Below are 18,033 nucleotides of genomic sequence, written 5' to 3'. Positions count from 1 at the left end.
TTCAGAGGGAAAGCCGCTCGACCTGGGCTTGAGCCAGGCGACGGGCCTGCTGATCAATGGCCAACAAGTCGGACAAGTCGTTGGGCTTGGAGGGAATCAGGGCCTGCAAAGTTGCATCGTTGATGGCGTGGATCTGGTCAAAGCGCAGACGCTGATCGAGAAACGCCGCCACAGCCACCTCGTTCGCCGCATTGAGCACAGCGGTGGTGCCGATGGGGCCCACCAAGGCATCCCAGGCCAGCTGCAACCCGGGAAAACGCGCTCCGTCGGGCTTCTCAAACGTCAAGGCCCCCAGGGTGCCGAAGTCCAGCGGGGCAGCGCCGGAGGCGATGCGCTCGGGCCAGGCCAGTCCGTAGGCGATCGGCACGCGCATGTCGGGCGTGCCCAGCTGGGCCACCACCGAACCGTCGGTGTACTGCACCATCGAATGGATCACGCTTTGCGGGTGGATCACCACCTCGATCTGCGCCGGGGGCAGACCAAACAGATAACAGGCCTCGATCACTTCGAGCGCCTTGTTCATCATGGTGGCCGAGTCCACCGAAATCTTGCGCCCCATCACCCAGTTCGGGTGCGCGCAGGCTTCGTTGGGCGTGACCTGCGCCAGCGTTTGTGGATCGCGCGTGCGAAAAGGTCCACCCGACGCGGTCAACACGATTTTCTCGACCCGGCGCGACCACGACGCAGGGTCCTCCGGCAAGGACTGGAACACGGCCGAATGTTCGCTGTCGATGGGCAGCAAGGTGGCGCCCCCGTCGCGCACCGCCTGCATGAACAGGGCACCCCCGACCACCAAGGCTTCCTTGTTGGCCAGCAACAGTTTCTTGCCGGCCTGCGCAGCGGCGAGGCTGGGTGCGAGGCCCGCTGCCCCCACGATGGCGGCCATCACCGCATCCACCTCGGGGTCGGTGCACACATCGCACAACGCTTGTTCACCCGACAGCACCTGCACCGTCAGACCCAGCTCGCGCGCGCGCTCGGACAGCTGCTTCGCGTGCACCGGACTCACCATCACCGCATAGCGGGGGGCAAACTGGCGGCACTGCTCCAGCATCAGATCGACCTGTGTGGATGCCGTGAGCGCAAACACCCCGTAGCGATCGGGATGGCGCGCGAGCACGTCCAGCGTGCTTTTGCCGATGGAGCCGGTGGAGCCGAGGATGGTGATGGACTGCGTGGCGTTCATGGAAATCAAAAAGTGGTGAGCATCATCGCCAGAGGCAGGACGGGCAGCAGGGCGTCAACACGGTCAAGCACCCCACCATGACCAGGCAGCAGGCCGCTGGAGTCTTTCACGCCGGCGCTTCGCTTCACCAGCGACTCGACCAGATCGCCGACCACGCTCATGCACACCATGAAGGCCAGCGAGACGACGGCCAGCAGCGGGCCGAAACTCCAGAGCCGGGCGTACAGGCTGGTCGCATGGCCGACGCCTTGCGCGTCGGCCCACAGCCAGATGGCCGCCAGCACGAACACACCCATGAAACCACTCACGGCACCTTCCCACGATTTGCCTGGGCTGATCGAGGGCGCCAGTTTGCGCCGCCCGAACGTCTTGCCGCCGGCGTAGGCCGCAATGTCCGCCACCCACACCAGCAGCAGCACCGACAGCAGAAATTCCAGCCCGACGAGTCGGGCCTGCACCATGGCCAGCCACGCGCATCCGATCAGTCCCAGACCCAGCCACAGGCGCAGACCTGAAGGCCATGCACCCCAGCCCGACACACCGCGCGCGAGCATGACCACGGACAGCAACACCCACAACATCCCCACCACCATCCACAAACCGCGCCAGGAGTGTGTCAACCCACCCAACAACCAGATGGCGGCCATCAACGCACCCAGGCCCATGCCCAGCGCAAGCGACAGGCGCGCGCCCGCCCCATTGAGTCGGGCCCACTCCCAGCCGGCGGCCACGATGAGCAACAGCGTGAAGGCGGCAAAGGGTGCGATGGAGGGATAAAACAAGGCGGGCAACAACACCGCCAACAGCAGCACGGCGGTGATGACGCGTTGCCTAAGCATGTCGGTCGCCGCCCGCTGCGAGCATGGGCTCGACCTGACCGAGCTGCTCGGACGTCTGACCAAAGCGCCGCTCTCGGTTGGCGTACTCGAGCAGTGCACGGTCCAGCTCGGCGGCATCGAAGTCAGGCCACAGGCATTCGGTGAACACCAGTTCCGTGTAGGCGGCCTGCCACAGCAGAAAATTGCTGATGCGCAGCTCGCCCCCGGTTCGGATCAGGAGGTCGGGATCGGGGACATGGGCCAATGACAACGCCCCGTTGAGACTTTCTTCGGTGATCTCTCGCCCCTGCGCGACCAATCGCTGAGCCGCCTGGGCCATGTCCCAACGACCGCCGTAGTTGAAACAGACGTTGAGTACCAGCTTGTGGTTCTGGGCGGTCTCTCGCTCTGCCGCCACCAGGCCTTGCACCACGCGACTGGACAATCCGCGCCTGTCGCCCGGGAAATGCAGGCGCACGCCGTTTCCACTCAGCGAAGGCACCTCCCGCGACAGCGCCAGCACCAGCAAATCCATGAGGCTGGACACTTCCTCCACCGGCCGGTTCCAGTTCTCCGAAGAAAACGCAAACACAGTCAACACGGAAACGCCCCGCTCCAGGCACGCCTTGACGACGCGGCGCAGGGCCTCGACGCCTTGCTTGTGCCCTGCCACGCGCGGCAACCAGCGTTTCTGCGCCCAGCGACCATTGCCATCCATCACGATGGCCACGTGCCGGGGCAACGAGGCGGGCGCTGGGCTGGATGTGGAACTGGGCGGGGCCATGTATTGGGGTGTGGGGAATGTCGGAAACAGAGGGACGGTCACACCGCCATGATGTCCTGCTCCTTGCCGGCCACGAGACGGTCCACCTCGTTGATCACCCGGTCGGTGAGCTTCTGGATGTCTTCCTGCGAACGGCGGTCGTCGTCCTCCGACGCCAGCTTTTCCTTGACCAGCTTCTTGACCTGCTCGTTGGCGTCGCGGCGGAGGTTGCGAATCGCGATCTTGGCGGCTTCGCCATCGCCACGCACAACCTTGGTGAGTTCCTTGCGGCGCTCTTCGGTCATGGGTGGCATCGGCACGCGGATCAGATCGCCCTGACTCGAGGGGTTCAGGCCCAGGTCGGATTCCCGGATGGCCTTCTCGATCTTGGCGCCCATGCCCTTCTCCCAGGGCGCAACGCCGATCGTGCGCGAATCGAGCAGGGTGAGGTTGGCAACCTGCGACAGCGGCAACATGGAGCCATAGTAGTCCACGTGCACCGTGTCCAGCAGCGCCGGGTTCGGACGTCCGGTGCGGATTTTGGTCAGGCCGTTCTTGAATGCCTCCACCGACTGCATCATCTTGTGCTCGGCGGTTTTTCGAATGTCATCAACGCTCATGAAAACTCCTCAAATCAGCAAGTGGTGTGGGCCTCCGGCCATCACACGTGAACCAGCGTGCCTTCGTCCTTGCCCATCACCACGTCGCGCAGCGCACCGGGCTTGAAGATCGAAAACACCTTGACCGGCAGCTTCTGATCGCGGCACAGGGCGAATGCCGTGGCGTCCATCACCTGCAGGTTCTTCTGCATCGCCTCGTCAAACGTGATCGAGGCGTACCGCGTGGCGGTGGGATCCTTGTTCGGATCGGCGCTGTACACACCGTCCACCTTGGTCGCCTTGAGCACGATTTCGGCGCCGATTTCCGCGCCTCTCAACGCGGCAGCGGTGTCGGTGGTGAAGAAGGGATTGCCCGTACCGGCGGCAAACACCACGACCTTGCCTTCCTCGAGGTACTGCAAGGCCTTGGGGCGCACATAAGGCTCGACCACCTGCTCGATGGCGATGGCCGACATCACGCGGGCCACCAGGCCGGCTTTGTCCATGGTGTCGGCCAGCGCGAGCGAATTCATCACCGTGGCCAGCATGCCCATGTAATCGGCGGTGGCACGGTCCATGCCCACCGAGCCGCCCGCCACGCCGCGAAAAATGTTGCCACCCCCGATGACGATGGCCACTTGAACACCCAATCGGGTGACATCTGCAATTTCTTCCACCATGCGCACGATGGTGGCCCGGTTGATGCCGAAGGCGTCGTCGCCCATGAGGGCTTCACCCGACAACTTCAACAGAATCCGTTTGTAGGCAGGCATGTGACAACTTTCAGGTAGCAAAAACACAAGATCCAGCCGGCAAGTGTACCGAGGAGCGACGCTCGTTCGGTGCCGGCGACACACAAGACAACGGGCCTTGCGGCCCGTCGTCTTTTTTGAAGCAGCAGCCAAAGCCGCTGCGGCAGAACGTTCAGGCGCCTTTTGCGGCGGCGACCTGCGCGGCCACCTCGGCGGCGAAGTCGTCCACCTTCTTCTCGATGCCCTCGCCCACCACGTACAAGGTGAAACCCTTGACGGTGGTGCCTGCCGCCTTGAGCATGGCTTCGACGGTCTGCTTGTCGTTCTTCACAAAGGGCTGGTTGAACAGCGACACTTCCTTGAGGTACTTCTGCACAGCACCGTCGATGCGCTTGGCAACGATCTCGGCGCTCTGCGCCGGCTTGCCAGCGGCTTCGAGTTCCTTGTTGGCTTCATCGGCCTTGGCCGTGGCCACCGAGCGCTCACGCTCGATGAATTCGGCCGGCACATCGCTGCTGGTGAGGGCCACGGGCTTCATGGCCGCCACGTGCATGGCGACGTCCTTGGCTGCGACTTCTTCACCGTCGAACTCCACGACCACGCCGATGCGGGTGCCGTGCAGGTAGCCCGCCAGTTTGCTGGCGCCGCTGTAAGCCTTGAAGCGGCGGAACGACATGTTCTCGCCGATCTTGCCGATCAGGCCCTTGCGCACGTCTTCGAGCGTGGGGCCAAATCCGTCCTGGCTGTAAGACAGCGCACCCAAAGCGGCCACGTCGGCCGGCTGGTGCTTGGCCACGAGTTCGGCTGCGGCCTTGGCGAGTGCCAGGAAGCTGTCGTTCTTGGTGACAAAGTCGGTTTCGCAATTCACCTCGATCAGACCGCCGGTGGTGCCGTCGATGAAACTGGCGACCACGCCTTCGGCGGTCACGCGGCTGGCGGCCTTGCCGGCTTTGGTGCCGAGCTTCACGCGCAGCAGCTCTTCGGCCTTGGCCATGTCGCCCTCGGCTTCGGTCAGGGCTTTCTTGCACTCCATCATGGGAGCGTCGGTCTTGGCGCGCAGTTCGGCGACCATGCTTGCGGTAATTGCCATCTGTTTTCTCCTTGGCGCCGCTTCGCCCCTCGGGCTGAAGTCGGCCATGTTCAACAATCGGATTTCGGTGCGAAAAAGGGGCCCGCGAGCCCCTCTTTCATGGGAGCAGCGCCTTCAAGCAGCGGTGTTTTCCTTGACTTCGACGAACTCGTCGGCGCCCTCGGCGGCAACGGCTTTCACGACGTCGTTGACGGCGTTGCTGCGGCCTTCCAGGATCGCATCGGCGATGCCGCGTGCGTAGAGCGCCACGGCGCGAGCCGAGTCGTCGTTGCCGGGGATCACGTAGTCAATGCCCACGGGCGAGTGGTTGGTGTCCACCACGCCGACCAGCGGGATGCCCAGCTTCTGCGCTTCGAGGACGGCGATCTTGTGGAAGCCCACGTCGATCACGAAGATGGCATCGGGCAAGGAGGTCATGTCCTGAATGCCGCCGATGTCCTTTTCCAGCTTCTCCATTTCGCGGGAGAACGTCAGCTGCTCCTTCTTGGTCATGCTGTCCAGGCCGGCTTCTTTTTGAGCCTGCATGTCCTTCAGACGCTTGATCGAGGTCTTGACGGTCTTGAAGTTGGTCAGCATGCCGCCGAGCCAGCGCTGGTCGACGAAAGGCACGCCGGCACGGCGGGCTTCCTGGGCCACGATGTCGCGCGACTGGCGCTTGGTGCCCACCATCAGGATGGTGCCGCGGTTGGCGGAGAGTTGGCGCACGAACTTGGCAGCGTCTTCAAAAAGAGGCAGCGTCTTTTCGAGGTTGACGATGTGGATTTTGTTGCGGTGACCGAAGATGTACGGCGCCATCTTGGGGTTCCAGAAGCGGGTTTGGTGACCGAAATGGACACCGGCTTCCAGCATTTCGCGCATGGAGATTGACATGAGTTAACTTTCCAGAGGTTGAGTCTAAAATCCAGCCCCGATCCTCTGTTGGAGACCCCGTCTGTTCTGATGGAGTCGCCGCAGACGACACCCGGTTGGGCTGGTTTGCGATTGTCTTTGCAGGTTTGATGAAGACGGTTGTCTTGTTTGTCACCTGCAAAGCCTGTCGATTATAGCAGCCACCTCCCGTACACACCCTCCCTCGGGGCTTGCCTTCACCGCGGCTCCCGCTCTTTTTGCGTGCCCTCTCCATGTTCGACTCCGTTCCCCGCTTTGTGAGCGCCGCGCCGCGCGTGCCCAGGACCGACCACGCGCCGCTTTTCGGGAGCCGGATTTGAGAATCGCCATCGCCGGTGCGGGAGTCGTGGGCATCACCTGCGCGCATGAGCTGACGCGGGATGGCCACGAGGTCACGGTTTTCGAGCGGCGAAGCACGGTGGCCGAGGAGGCCAGTTTCGCCAACGGGGCACTCATCGCACCCGGCTGGACAGCGGCTTGGGCGCTCGATCATGGGCGCCTGGGTTGGCCCTGGTCCTCCGTTGGCGCCGGACTGAAACTGTCGCGACTGCCCAGGGTCGGCGAGTGGGGTTGGCTGCGGCAATGGCGCCGGTCTGGCCAGGGCGCGCAAGCCTTGTCGAAACACGCACAGCTTCACCAATGGGTGCGTTACAGCCAGGAGTGCCAACAGGCGATCACCACCCAATATCAGTTGGAGCACGACCGCAGCCACGGCATGTTGGTGCTGCTGCGCACCGAGCAAGAAGCCAGTGCTGCCAGCACACCCTTGCGGCAGATGCAGGACCTCGGCATACCGGCCAAGATGCTTTCGGGCGATGAGGCTCGCGCCTTGGAACCTGCTCTCAATGCCGAAACGCCGCTGCACGGCGCCGTGGAGCTGGGCGGCGATGCGGTGGCGAATTGCCGCGAATTCGCGGTGTTGATGCGCGCACAGGCCCAGCGACTGGGCTGCCGCTTCGAGTTCAACACGATCGTCAGTCGCATCGAGCCATTGAACGGTTCGGGGGTGAATCTGACGCTCACACACACCGCGTCCCACCCCGACGGCGCGTCCAGAGACTTCAGCGAGCGCTTCGATGCGGTGGTCGTCTGCGCCGGGATGGCGGCGGTCGGCACGCTGGCACCGCTCGGACTCAAACTGCCGTTGCAGGCCGTGGTCGGGCATTCACTGAGTGCGGCGGTTCGCGAGCCCATGGACGCACCGCAATCGGCGGTGCTCGATGCGCGGCACGGCGTCTCGATCGCCCGACTGGGCCAGCGCGTGCGCGTGGCCGGCGGCGCCGAGTGGGGACGCGAATCCGGTCCACCGTCCAAAGCCGCATTGCAACGCTTGTACGGCGCGCTCGCGGATTGGTTCCCGGGCGCCGTGCGCCTGGGCGGGCCGGCCGGGAGCGTGCAGGAATGGCGAGGCGTCCAGGCCACCGTGGCCGATGGCATGCCGCTGATCGGAGAGAGCCGGTTTCCGGGCCTCTGGCTCAACCTGGGTCATGGGCACGCGGGCTGGTCCGTGGCGTGTGGGGCAGCCCGGGCGCTGGCTGACCGGATGGGCGGTCACTCGCCCGACCTCGATCTGAGCGCCTGCTCACCCCAACGGTTCGGACTTTGAGCCAGACTGAGGCCCATGCGAATCATCCACAACGATCGACCTGAGCCTCTGTTTGACACAGCGGCCACGCGCGCCATCGAGCAAGCCGCCCAGGCCGCCCTCCCCCACCATGCCCTGATGGCGAGAGCGGGTCTGGCCGTGGCCCGACTGGCGCGAGCGCTGGCGCCGCACGCACGATGCATCTGGGTGGCTTGTGGCCCGGGCAACAACGGAGGCGACGGCCTGGTGGCGGCCACACACCTCCACGCCTGGGCCCAACGGTCGGGCAACGGTCTGCGGGTGGTGGTGACACACACGGCAGATGACCAGGCGTCCGTTGCAAAGCTGCCGCCCGACGCGCGCCAGGCACTGGCAGCGGCGCAGTCCGCGGGTGTCGTGTTTCAGACCACGCCGCCACCGGAGGCCGACTTCGCCATCGACGCGCTGCTGGGCATCGGTGCGCTTCGGCCACCCACGGGCGTGCTGGCTTCCTGGCTGGCAAGCCTGCGCTCCACCGCGGCGCCGGTGCTGTGTGTGGACCTGCCCAGTGGGTTGCACGCCGATACCGGTGCGATGGCGGCGGTCGCACCGGAGCGCGGCGACCCCGCCGCCAGCCCACAGCCGGGACCACGCCACACACTGTCCTTGCTGACCCTGAAGCCGGGGCTGTTCACCGGACACGGGCGCGATGCAGCGGGTCGGGTCTGGTTGGACGATCTGGGCGCCTCGGTCGTCGATGTGCCCGCCACAGCCTGGTTGGCGGGCCAGGCGACGCATGCGCAGGCCCGAAACACCCTGGCGCACGCCAGCCACAAAGGCAGTTTTGGCGACGTGGTGGTGATCGGTGGGCAGGGCGTGGACAAGACAGGTGCGGGCATGACGGGCGCGGCCGTGCTGGCGGGACGGGCGGCACTGCACGCGGGCGCAGGACGGGTGTTTGTGGGCCTGCTGGAAACCGGTTCAAGCCATCCGACCACTTGGGACCCGGTGTGCCCCGAGCTCATGTTCCGCCGGCCCGACACCCTGTTCGACGCACCCCTGCTGCAGCAGGCCAGCTTTGTCTGCGGCTGCGGTGGCGGTGCATCGGTGGCGGCGATCCTGCCCCAGCTGCTGGCAGAAGCCTGCACACTGGTGCTGGACGCCGATGCCCTCAACGCCATCGCTCGCGACGACGAACTGCAAGCAGGGCTGAGCCACCGCCGCACACGCGGCTGGACCACGGTGCTGACACCGCACCCACTGGAGGCAGCGCGGCTGCTCAACACCGGGACGACGCAGGTGATGGCCCATCGGGTGCAGGCAGCGCAAAGCATCGCCGAGCGTTTCGGCGCCATGTGTGTGCTCAAGGGCTCGGGCACGGTGATCGCCGCGCCGCATGAAATGGCGCGCATCAACCCCACCGGGAACGCCGCGCTGGCCACGGCGGGCACGGGGGATGTGCTGGCGGGCATGATCGGCAGCGCCCTGGCGAGGGGCGTCTCATCACCCGAGGAGGCCCTGGGTCGGGTCGGCAGCGCGGTTTTTCAGCACGGCCAACTCGCCGATCGATGGGACCCGAATGAGGCGCTGGTGGCGGGTCGCCTCGCACTGAACGCCCGACCCATCGCCTGACAGCGCAGAGGGGTCAGCCCAGGACCATCAAGCCGACCTGCAACAGGATGATGAGCACCAGCACCGACAGGTCGACCCCGCCCACGAGCGGAATCACGCGTCGAATGGGGCGCAGCAAAGGCGCCACGAGCCGGTCGAGCGTACCCATCACCGGAGACTGCGGCTGCACCCAGGACAGGATGGCATAGCCGATCAAGAGAATCATCAATCCTTGCAGCAGTGTGCGAACCAGGATGCGCAATGCCATGGTCAGGATGGTGAGCAACCAGGCCGCCGGGGAAGCGGAGAGCTCCGAGACGCCCGACGCCAGCATCAGCCAGATGCCGCCATACGCCAGGGACAGCAGGATGGCTGCGAGGATGCTGCCCCAATCGATGCGGCTCTGGGCCAGCGCACGCGGCAGGATGCGGCGCATGGGCTGCACCAGCCAGTCGGTCACCGCCATGGCGAACCGCCCGGGCTGGGCCGACATGTGCACACGGAGGTGGTTCATCCAGGCGCGCAACAGGGCCATCGCCATCAAAAAGAAGAACAGTGTTTCGAGCAGGAAAAAAACGATTCGCATGCGGTGCTGCCGGTGGGTTGGATTCTGATGGTGAGACGACGGGACGTCGAAACTCAGTCGCCCGACAACCTCAGGGGCGGACGGGGCACACGCGGATCGGGTTCGCGACCCGCACCGAGGCGCTCCATGGCCGCGGCCCTGGAAGCCTCGAGAAAGTCCAGCATGATCGGTGAGCTGTCGGCCAGCGCGTGGCGGCCATGGTGGAACTCCGGGTGCCACTGCACGCCGCGCGCGTACGCGTCGCCCGTCCAGCGAATCGCCTCCACCATGCCGTCCAGCGTGGACACCGCCTCCACCACCATGCCCTTGCCCAGCTCGGCCACCGCCTGGTGGTGGATGCTGGTCACGCGCAACTGCGAAGCGTGGGGGTAGAGCTTGGTCAGGGCTGTGCCCTGCAGGAAGGTCACGTCGTGTTCCAGCTGGTCGTACAGATCGGTGTCCACGTGAGCATGAGCCGCCGGACACTGGGTGGAAATGTCCTGGTACAGCGTGCCGCCAAAGGCCACGTTAAGCAGCTGCGCACCGCGGCACACGCCCAGCACCGGCTTTTTCTGCGCGAGAAACGTCCTGAGCAAGGCCAACTCGTACTTGTCACGGACCACATCGCCCTGCCAGCGCGGGTCGATCGGCGTCTGGCCGTACGTTTGTGGAGCCACATCGGCACCGCCCTGCAACACCAAGGCATCCAGCTCCTGCACCACGTGCTCGACCTGCAGGTGGCGCGCCGCGTGCTTGCTGTCGTGCGCCACAGCGGGCACCATGAAGGCGATGGCGCCATGCTCCATGATCCAGTGCGCCAACGACTGCTCGATGTACTGCAGGTTCTTGTTGCGAAAGCCCAGCTCCGATGGGACCTGGTACAGCAAGCGGGCCGACACCCCGATCCGAAGCGGGCGCTCGGTGGGCAAATGCGCTACTTTGCCAACCCGCTTTTTTGCTGGCGCCGAGGCCAGCTTTTTCAAGGTGGCGCTCACGAGGTGGCTGCCACTCAACGCCGGCTCTTGCGCGGCTGGTTGGCGGTGCTGCGGGCAGCGCCACGATCCGGCTTCTTGCTCGCGGCCTTTTTCCCGGCCGGCTTGGCGTCCATCACAGGGGCACGGGGGGCACGCTCCTGCCGACCTGCAGCGGCGCTGTCGGAGCCTCGCCCTCGTTGGGTTTTGCCCCCACGCGGTGCCCCCGCCGCGCCTTCCGGTGTGCCCGCCTGACCCGTCTTGTCGCGCATCGCGCGCAGCACCAGATCGTCGTCGCCACTGACCAGACGGAAGTCGATGCGCCGACCATCCAGATCCACACGGCTGACCTGCACCTGCACCCGGCTGCCCAGTGCGTAACGGATGCCGGTGCGCTCGCCGCGCAGTTCCTGGCGCGCTTCGTCAAACCGGAAGTACTCGCCGCCGAGTTCGGTGATGTGCACCAGGCCTTCCACGTACATGGCGTCCAGCGTGACGAACAAACCAAAGCTGGTGACCGAACTCACGACACCACTGAACTCCTCGCCCAGGTGCTCCCGCATGTACTTGCATTTGAGCCAGGCTTCCACATCGCGGCTGGCCTCATCCGCGCGGCGTTCGTTGGCACTGCAATGCAGGCCCGCCGCCTGCCATGCCAAGGTATCCAGAGAGGGCTTCTTCGCGACCTCGCCGACCGCCAGCGGTTTGGCTCGGCTGGCCAGGCGCTTGCTCAGCTTCGCATGGGCTTCGCCCGGCGTGGGCAAGGCCGGCAATTCGTAGCGTTTGCGCGCCAGGATCGCCTTGATGACGCGGTGGACCAGCAGGTCGGGATAGCGGCGGATCGGGCTGGTGAAGTGCGTGTAGGCCTCGAACGCCAGACCGAAGTGGCCGCTGTTGACCGGCGTGTAAATGGCTTGCTGCATGGAACGCAGCAGCATGGTGTGGATCTGTTGCGACTCGGGCCGGTCCTTGGTCGCCGCCGCGATTTTCTGAAAGTCGGCGGGCTTGGGGTTGTCCCCGATGGTCTGCGACACGCCCATGGCCTTGAGGTAATTGCGCAGGATTTCCTGCTTCTCAGGCGTGGGGCCTTCGTGCACGCGGAACAGGCCGGTGTGTTTCCCCTCGCTGATGAAATCGGCCGAACAGACATTGGCCGCCAGCATCGCCTCTTCAATCACCTTGTGAGCGTCGTTGCGCGTGCGCGGAATGATCTTCTCGATGCGGCCCGAGTCATCGCAGACGATCTGCGTTTCGGTGGTCTCGAAATCCACCGCACCGCGCTCGCCACGCGCCGCCAGCAGCGCTCGGTAAACATCGTGCAGGTTGAGCAGGTAAGGCACGAGCGCCTTGCGCTGGCTGGCTTCGGGACCGCGCGTGTTTTGCAGGATGGCAGCGACTTCGGTGTAGGTGAAGCGTGCGTGGCTGAACATCACCGCCGGGTAGAACTGGTACGCATGCACCTCGCCTTTGGCGTTGACCAGCATGTCGCACACCATGCACAGGCGCTCCACACCCGGGTTGAGCGAGCACAGACCATTGGAGAGCTTTTCCGGCAGCATGGGAATCACGCGGCGCGGGAAATACACGGACGTGGCGCGGTCGTAGGCGTCGATGTCGATCGCCGAGCCGGTCTGCACATAGTTGCTCACATCCGCAATCGCCACCAGCAAGCGCCAGCCCTTGCCTTTGCCCACCTTGGCTGGCTCGCAATACACGGCGTCGTCGAAGTCGCGCGCGTCTTCGCCATCGATGGTGACCAGGGGCACATCACGCAGGTCGACGCGTCCCTTGTGATCGGCGGCGCGCACATGGTCGGGCAGTGCGCGGGCCTGGGCCATCGCTGCGTCAGAAAACTCGTGTGGCACGCCGTACTTGCGCACGGCAATCTCGATCTCCATGCCGGGGTCGTCGATCTCGCCCAGCACTTCCTTCACACGTCCCACCGGCTGCCCATACAGCGCAGGCGGTTCGGTGAGTTGCACCACCACCACCTGTCCCGGCTTGGCCGAACCGGTGGCCCCCTTGGGAATCAGCACGTCCTGCCCATAGCGCTTGTCTTCCGGCGCCACCAGCCACACACCACTCTCTTGCAACAGGCGACCGATGATGGGGGAGTCGGAGCGTTCGACGATTTCTGTCACGCGTCCCTCGGGTCGGCCTTTGCGGTCCAGTCGCACGATGCGGGCCTTCACCCGGTCCTTGTGCAGCACCGCCCGCATCTCGTTGGAGGGCAGATAGATATCGGCCTGACCATCGTCGCGGATCACAAAACCATGGCCGTCCCGATGACCGGAGACGACACCTTCATATTCGGCCAACAGGCTGTTTTTTTCGTTCACTTTTTCTCTGCTATAATTGCGTTTTTCCTGAAATGCCCAGGTGGCGGAATTGGTAGACGCACTAGTTTCAGGTACTAGCGCTGAGAGGCGTGGAGGTTCGAGTCCTCTCCTGGGCACCAATCATAAGGGCTTGCAAACGTGATGTTTGCAAGCCCTTTTCTTTTGTCTCAGCGCAAACGAGCGGATGACCGCTTGATGACGCGCTGATCACATGCTGCGAAATTTGCAGCATGTGCGGCTGGGCGTTTGCCACGCTGCCTGGGGTCACCAAGAGGTGGACCTCCGACATCAAATCGGGACCGCCAGCAAATCGTGTCCCTGCGCTGCGACGATGCGCGCCTTGGTGAATTCACCGACCTTCAAGGTTTTGCTGATCTTCTCGGGCGGGAGCAAACGCACCACACCATCGATCTCGGGCGCATCTGCGTAACTGCGACCGATACCGCCCTTTTTCCCCAGGCCGGGTGCGGAATCCACCAGCACCTGCATGGTTGCGCCCACACGCTGCTGCAGCTTGTCGGCCGACACAGCTTCGGCCACCGCCATGAAACGGGCTCGTCGCTCTTCGCGCACGGCGTCGGGTACCGCGTCGGGCAAGTCGTTGGCCACAGCACCCGCCACGGGCGAGTAGGCAAAACAACCCGCGCGGTCGATACGCGCTTCGCGCAGGAATTCGAGCAGGTGATCGAACTCGGCTTCGGTCTCGCCAGGGAAACCGGCGATGAAGGTGCTGCGCACCACGATCTCCGGGCACAGCTCGCGCCAGCGCGCGATGCGCTCCAGATTCTTTTCGCCACTGGCCGGCCGCTTCATGCGACGCAGCACATCGGGATGGCTGTGCTGCAGCGGCACATCCAGGTACGGCAGACACAAACCTTCGGCCATGAGCGGAATGATCTCGTCCAAGTGCGGATATGGGTACACGTAATGCAAACGCACCCACGCGCCATAGCCCTTGGCCAGTTCACCCAGCGAGCGAACCAGATCCAGCATGCGGGTCTTGACCGGCTTGCCATCCCAGAAGCCGGTGCGGTACTTCACATCCACACCGTAGGCGGAGGTGTCCTGGCTGACCACGAGCAGCTCCTTGACGCCGGCTTCGAACAACTTGCGCGCTTCGGTCAGCACATCACCGATCGGTCGACTGACCAGATCGCCACGCATCGACGGAATGATGCAGAAGGTGCAGCGGTGGTTGCAACCCTCGCTGATTTTCAGATAAGCATAGTGACGGGGCGTGAGCTTGATGCCTTGCGGCGGCACAAGGTCCACGAACGGATCGTGCGGCTTGGGCAGGTGCAGGTGCACCGCGGTCATCACCTCGTGCGTGGCGTGTGGACCGGTCACGGCAAGCACACTGGGGTGCATCTGGCGCACCAGGTTGCCGCCGCCCTCGCCTTCGCGCGCACCCAGACAACCCGTGACGATGACCTTGCCGTTCTCGGCCAGGGCTTCGCCGATGGTGTCCAGGCTTTCGCGCACGGCATCGTCGATGAAGCCGCAGGTGTTGACGATTACCAGATCGGCACCGGCGAAGGTCTTGGAGGTTTGGTAGCCCTCAGCGCTGAGCTGCGTGAGGATGAGTTCGGAGTCGGTCAGCGCCTTGGGGCAACCCAGGCTGACAAATCCGACTTTGGGGGCCGCGTTGGCGACCGGGGCAAGCGTTTCAGACATCCCCCGATTGTCTCAGACCTGCTGCAAGGCCGCAGATCCCGGATTCAGCGCTTGAGCCCCAGCGCAGCGAGCATCTGCTCGCTGTTTTTCTGCATCTGCTCCTGCATCTGCGTGAACGCACTGCGCGATTGCTCCAGGTAGGTCCCCATCATCCCCTGCATCATGGGCGACTGCACGTTCATGAACTGCTTCCAGGCTTCAGGATTCGCGCCGCTGGACTGCTCGGTCATCTTGTGCTGCAGGTCCATGAAGATCTGCACGTTCTTCTCAAGATAGGCCCCCATGAAGTCCTGCATGGCGTGGCCATAAAAGCGAATGATGTTGGCCAGCACCTGCTCCGTGAAGATGGGCACACCGGCGGTCTCTTCTTCCAGAATGATCTGCAACAGGATGCTGCGCGTGAGGTCGTCATTGGTCTTGGCATCGCGCACCACGAAGCGCTCGTTGTCCATCACCAGCGTCTTGACCTCGGCGAGCGTGATGTACGACGAAGTGTCGGTGTCGTACAGACGCCGGTTCGGGTACTTCTTGATGACGCGCACCGCGGGCTGACTGCCACTCTCGGCCTTGTTTTTTTGCACTGATGGATCTTTCGGCGAAGGAGAAAACGAAACCCCGACGAAGGCCGGGATTTCATGAAGCATTCTAGAAACGCTTGAACCACCCCGCAGCATGGGTTTTCCCTGTGCATGCTAACGATCTGACGACATTTGACGAGGCTGTTTAAAAACGGCCACAAAAAAGCCCGACTCAGGGTCGGGCTTGATTGCGGGATGCCTGGCATCCGGAGAAAGTTTGGTAGGCGCGATTGGACTCGAACCAACGACCCCCACCATGTCAAGGTGGTGCTCTAACCAGCTGAGCTACGCGCCTACAAACGATTCGAAGCTGCAAAGTATAGCAGCACTGCGAGCCCGTTTTTCAGCGCCGACGAACTTCACGCACACCGGAGACGTCGCCCACCACCGCCATGGCCCTGGCGACCTGCCTCGCGTCGGCCACTTCGATGGTGAAGGTCATCCAGGCCACGCCTTTCACCGACTGTGTTTGCACCCCGATCACATTCATTTTTTCTCGCGCGAACACATCGGAGATATCGCGCAGCAGACCCTGGCGGTCTTGCGCCTCGATACCCACATCCACCGGATACACGGCAGCCTGTCCATCGCGCCCTGCCCCACCCTGACCACTCCACTGCACGTCGATCACGCGATCCGGGCTCTTGCGTTGGAGATGCGCGAAGTCGGTGCAATCCGCACGGTGGATGCTCACGCCCTTGCCGCGCGTCACGAAACCACCGATCTCGTCGGGTGGCGCCGGCTTGCAGCACTTGGCCAGCTGCGTCATGAGTGAATCGACGCCCACCACCAGCACGCCACCGGCCGAAGCGCCGGCATTCTTGCGCGGCTTCTTGAGCCAACCGGGCATCTCGTCCGGTGCAGCGACCTCGGGAGGGCGCAGGTGCGATTCGATCGCGCGCAGCGACAACTCGTCCTTGCCAACCTGCTCGAACAGCTCCTGCGCGGAGGTCATGCCCATGGCGACCGCGAGGTCGTCAAATTTCAGCGCGGTCTTGCCTTCACGCTGCAGCAGTTTCTCCACAGCCTCGCGCCCACGCGCCATGGTCTCTTCCATGGCTTGCGCGTTGAACCACGCCCGGACCTTGCTCTTGGCGCGGTGACTGACCAGGTAGCCCAACTCGCCATTGAGCCAGTCGCGGGATGGTCCACCTTCCTTGGCGGCCGTGATCTCCACGGTCTGACCGTTCTGCAGCGGCGTGTTGAGCGTGACCATGGCGCCGTCCACCCGTGCACCACGGCACCGATGACCCAGGCTGGTGTGGACGGTGTAGGCAAAATCCACCGCCGTGGCGCCTTGCGGCAGTTCAACAATCGCAGCGTCCGGCGTGAGCACATAAATGCGGTCATCAAACAGGCCTTGTGCGGCCCCGCTGAGGTCGCGCTCCCAGGCCAGCAGCTGTCGCAAAACGGCAATCTTCGCGTCGTAGTCGGAACTGGCCGACACACCGGCATAGCCTTTGGCCCCCGCCTCTTTGTAAGCCCAGTGTGCGGCCACGCCGTGCTCGGCGTGGTCGTGCATGGCCTGGGTGCGAATCTGGATTTCAAACGCCCTGCCTTGGTCGTCGCGCACCACCGTGTGCAGTGACTGGTAGCCGTTGGGCTTGGGCTTGGCGATGTAGTCATCGAACTCGTCGGTCACCGGCACGAACTGCGCGTGCACATGGGCCAACACGGCATAGCAGTCGTTCACCTGCGGGACGATGACGCGCAACGCACGGATGTCGAACACCTGATCGAAATCCAGTGACTTGCCGCGCATCTTTTTCACGATGCTGTAGATGTGCTTGGGCCGCCCTTGCACGGAGGCCGGCACGCCTTGCCGCTGCAGATCGGCCTCCAGCTGCTGACGCACCTGCTCCACATGGGCCTCGCGTTCGGCGCGCTTCTCGTCCAACAGACGTGCGACGTCCTTGTATGTTTGCGGCTCCAGAAAGCGGAACGCAAGGTCTTCCATCTCCCACTTGATCTGCCAGATGCCCAGGCGGTTGGCCAACGGCGCGAACACATGGAGCGACTCGCTGGCCAACGCGTGTCCGGGATCACCCTTACTGGCGGCAAAGTAACGCAGGGTCTGCAAGCGCGAGGCCAGGCGCAGCATGACCACTCGCAAGTCCCGAGAAAACGCCAGCAGCATCTTGCGCACGTTTTCGGTCTGGCTGGCAGCCAGCTCAGACACCGGGCCCTTGTTGGTGGACGCCGCCGGGTCCAGCGCCGCCAGCCTTTCCTCTTCTTTTTTGGCCTGCACTTCAGCGGTCTTGATGCGCGCCTGTCGCTGCAGTTGCACCAGCTTGGTGGTCTCCAGCGCGAGCGCTGCAAAGTTCTCGCCGAAGGCCTTGGTGATCACCTCCTGGGGCCGGTTCAGGTGTTGGCAGGCATAGACCAGATAGGCCGCGGCCTGCATGGCCTCGGAGCCGCCGATATCGGCCAGAACGTCGGCCACTGCATTGGCGTGTGCCAGGATGTTCTCGCCCGTGTCGAGCTCCTCATGGGCCAGCAGCGGCTCTGCAAAGGCGCGCGCGCGCACCAGCGCCTGCGCCTGGTGCGGCAGGCTGTCTGCTGTGGCCGCGACGATGGCCGAGGACACCTGGACTGCGTCGGCCGTACCCGGAGGTGATGAACGTTTCATGCCGAT

General features: G+C 64.2%; 15 protein-coding genes and 2 tRNA genes. 3 read left to right on the top strand and 14 right to left on the bottom strand.

Annotated features, from left to right (window positions below):
- Window position 1: 1 nt before the first annotated feature.
- The 7 genes from ispC to rpsB all read right to left on the bottom strand — a co-directional run bounded on the left by ispC (window position 2) and on the right by rpsB (window position 6,078).
- Window positions 2–1,186, bottom strand: coding sequence for a 1-deoxy-D-xylulose-5-phosphate reductoisomerase (gene ispC, locus Q1W68_RS06725; protein ID WP_300655559.1), 1,185 nt, complete (start codon window positions 1,184–1,186; stop codon window positions 2–4).
- Window positions 1,187–1,191: 5 nt separating this feature from the next.
- Window positions 1,192–2,025, bottom strand: coding sequence for a phosphatidate cytidylyltransferase (locus tag Q1W68_RS06720; RefSeq protein WP_300655561.1), 834 nt, complete (start codon window positions 2,023–2,025; stop codon window positions 1,192–1,194).
- On the bottom strand, window positions 2,018–2,788 hold the full coding sequence (gene uppS, locus Q1W68_RS06715) for a polyprenyl diphosphate synthase (RefSeq protein ID WP_300655563.1): 771 nt from the start codon (window positions 2,786–2,788) through the stop codon (window positions 2,018–2,020). Before uppS ends, Q1W68_RS06720 begins: the two co-directional genes overlap by 8 nt.
- Window positions 2,789–2,826: 38 nt before the next feature.
- Complete coding sequence (gene frr, locus Q1W68_RS06710; RefSeq protein WP_056277813.1) at window positions 2,827–3,387, bottom strand: ribosome recycling factor; 561 nt, start codon at window positions 3,385–3,387, stop codon at window positions 2,827–2,829.
- Window positions 3,388–3,428: 41 nt separating this feature from the next.
- Window positions 3,429–4,139 (bottom strand): UMP kinase, encoded by a 711-nt coding sequence (pyrH, locus tag Q1W68_RS06705; protein ID WP_069046664.1) that lies wholly within the window; start codon window positions 4,137–4,139, stop codon window positions 3,429–3,431.
- A gap of 151 nt (window positions 4,140–4,290) precedes the next feature.
- Complete coding sequence (gene tsf, locus Q1W68_RS06700) at window positions 4,291–5,208, bottom strand: translation elongation factor Ts (protein WP_300655565.1); 918 nt, start codon at window positions 5,206–5,208, stop codon at window positions 4,291–4,293.
- Between the two features lie 114 nt (window positions 5,209–5,322).
- On the bottom strand, window positions 5,323–6,078 hold the full coding sequence (rpsB, locus tag Q1W68_RS06695) for a 30S ribosomal protein S2 (protein WP_300655567.1): 756 nt from the start codon (window positions 6,076–6,078) through the stop codon (window positions 5,323–5,325).
- Window positions 6,079–6,412: 334 nt separating this feature from the next.
- On the opposite strand from rpsB, the gene Q1W68_RS06690 reads away from it, so the two are divergent.
- On the top strand, window positions 6,413–7,702 hold the full coding sequence (locus tag Q1W68_RS06690) for an FAD-dependent oxidoreductase (RefSeq protein ID WP_300655569.1): 1,290 nt from the start codon (window positions 6,413–6,415) through the stop codon (window positions 7,700–7,702).
- Window positions 7,703–7,717: 15 nt separating this feature from the next.
- Window positions 7,718–9,292 carry an NAD(P)H-hydrate dehydratase gene (locus Q1W68_RS06685; protein WP_300655571.1) on the top strand — a complete coding sequence of 525 codons (1,575 nt, stop codon included), beginning with the start codon at window positions 7,718–7,720 and terminating at the stop codon, window positions 9,290–9,292.
- 13 nt (window positions 9,293–9,305) lie between these two features.
- On the opposite strand, the gene Q1W68_RS06680 is transcribed toward Q1W68_RS06685, so the two are convergent.
- Genes Q1W68_RS06680 through rnr form a run of 3 tightly spaced genes read right to left on the bottom strand, consistent with a single transcriptional unit; the run spans window position 9,306 to window position 13,146 of the window.
- Window positions 9,306–9,857 (bottom strand): YggT family protein, encoded by a 552-nt coding sequence (locus Q1W68_RS06680; protein WP_300655572.1) that lies wholly within the window; start codon window positions 9,855–9,857, stop codon window positions 9,306–9,308.
- Between the two features lie 53 nt (window positions 9,858–9,910).
- Complete coding sequence (locus tag Q1W68_RS06675) at window positions 9,911–10,849, bottom strand: type 1 glutamine amidotransferase (protein ID WP_300655574.1); 939 nt, start codon at window positions 10,847–10,849, stop codon at window positions 9,911–9,913.
- Window positions 10,846–13,146 carry a ribonuclease R gene (gene rnr, locus Q1W68_RS06670; protein WP_300655576.1) on the bottom strand — a complete coding sequence of 767 codons (2,301 nt, stop codon included), beginning with the start codon at window positions 13,144–13,146 and terminating at the stop codon, window positions 10,846–10,848. Before rnr ends, Q1W68_RS06675 begins: the two co-directional genes overlap by 4 nt.
- 34 nt (window positions 13,147–13,180) lie before the next feature.
- On the opposite strand from rnr, the gene Q1W68_RS06665 reads away from it, so the two are divergent.
- Window positions 13,181–13,265 (top strand) — tRNA-Leu (locus Q1W68_RS06665).
- Window positions 13,266–13,434: 169 nt separating this feature from the next.
- Here the strand turns inward: Q1W68_RS06665 and rimO are convergent.
- The 4 genes from rimO to Q1W68_RS06645 all read right to left on the bottom strand — a co-directional run bounded on the left by rimO (window position 13,435) and on the right by Q1W68_RS06645 (window position 18,027).
- Window positions 13,435–14,820, bottom strand: coding sequence for a 30S ribosomal protein S12 methylthiotransferase RimO (rimO, locus tag Q1W68_RS06660; RefSeq protein WP_300655578.1), 1,386 nt, complete (start codon window positions 14,818–14,820; stop codon window positions 13,435–13,437).
- A gap of 44 nt (window positions 14,821–14,864) precedes the next feature.
- Window positions 14,865–15,401, bottom strand: a complete 537-nt coding sequence (phaR, locus tag Q1W68_RS06655; RefSeq protein ID WP_300655580.1) for a polyhydroxyalkanoate synthesis repressor PhaR — start codon at window positions 15,399–15,401, stop codon at window positions 14,865–14,867.
- A gap of 215 nt (window positions 15,402–15,616) precedes the next feature.
- Window positions 15,617–15,693, bottom strand: a tRNA-Val gene (locus Q1W68_RS06650).
- A gap of 48 nt (window positions 15,694–15,741) precedes the next feature.
- Window positions 15,742–18,027, bottom strand: coding sequence for a bifunctional (p)ppGpp synthetase/guanosine-3',5'-bis(diphosphate) 3'-pyrophosphohydrolase (locus tag Q1W68_RS06645; protein WP_300655582.1), 2,286 nt, complete (start codon window positions 18,025–18,027; stop codon window positions 15,742–15,744).
- Between the last annotated feature and the right edge of the window lie 6 nt (window positions 18,028–18,033).

Source organism: Hydrogenophaga sp., assembly GCF_030158645.1.
In the GTDB taxonomy this organism is placed as follows: Bacteria; Pseudomonadota; Gammaproteobacteria; order Burkholderiales; family Burkholderiaceae_C; genus Hydrogenophaga.
This window is presented reverse-complemented; position numbering and strand designations above follow the sequence as displayed.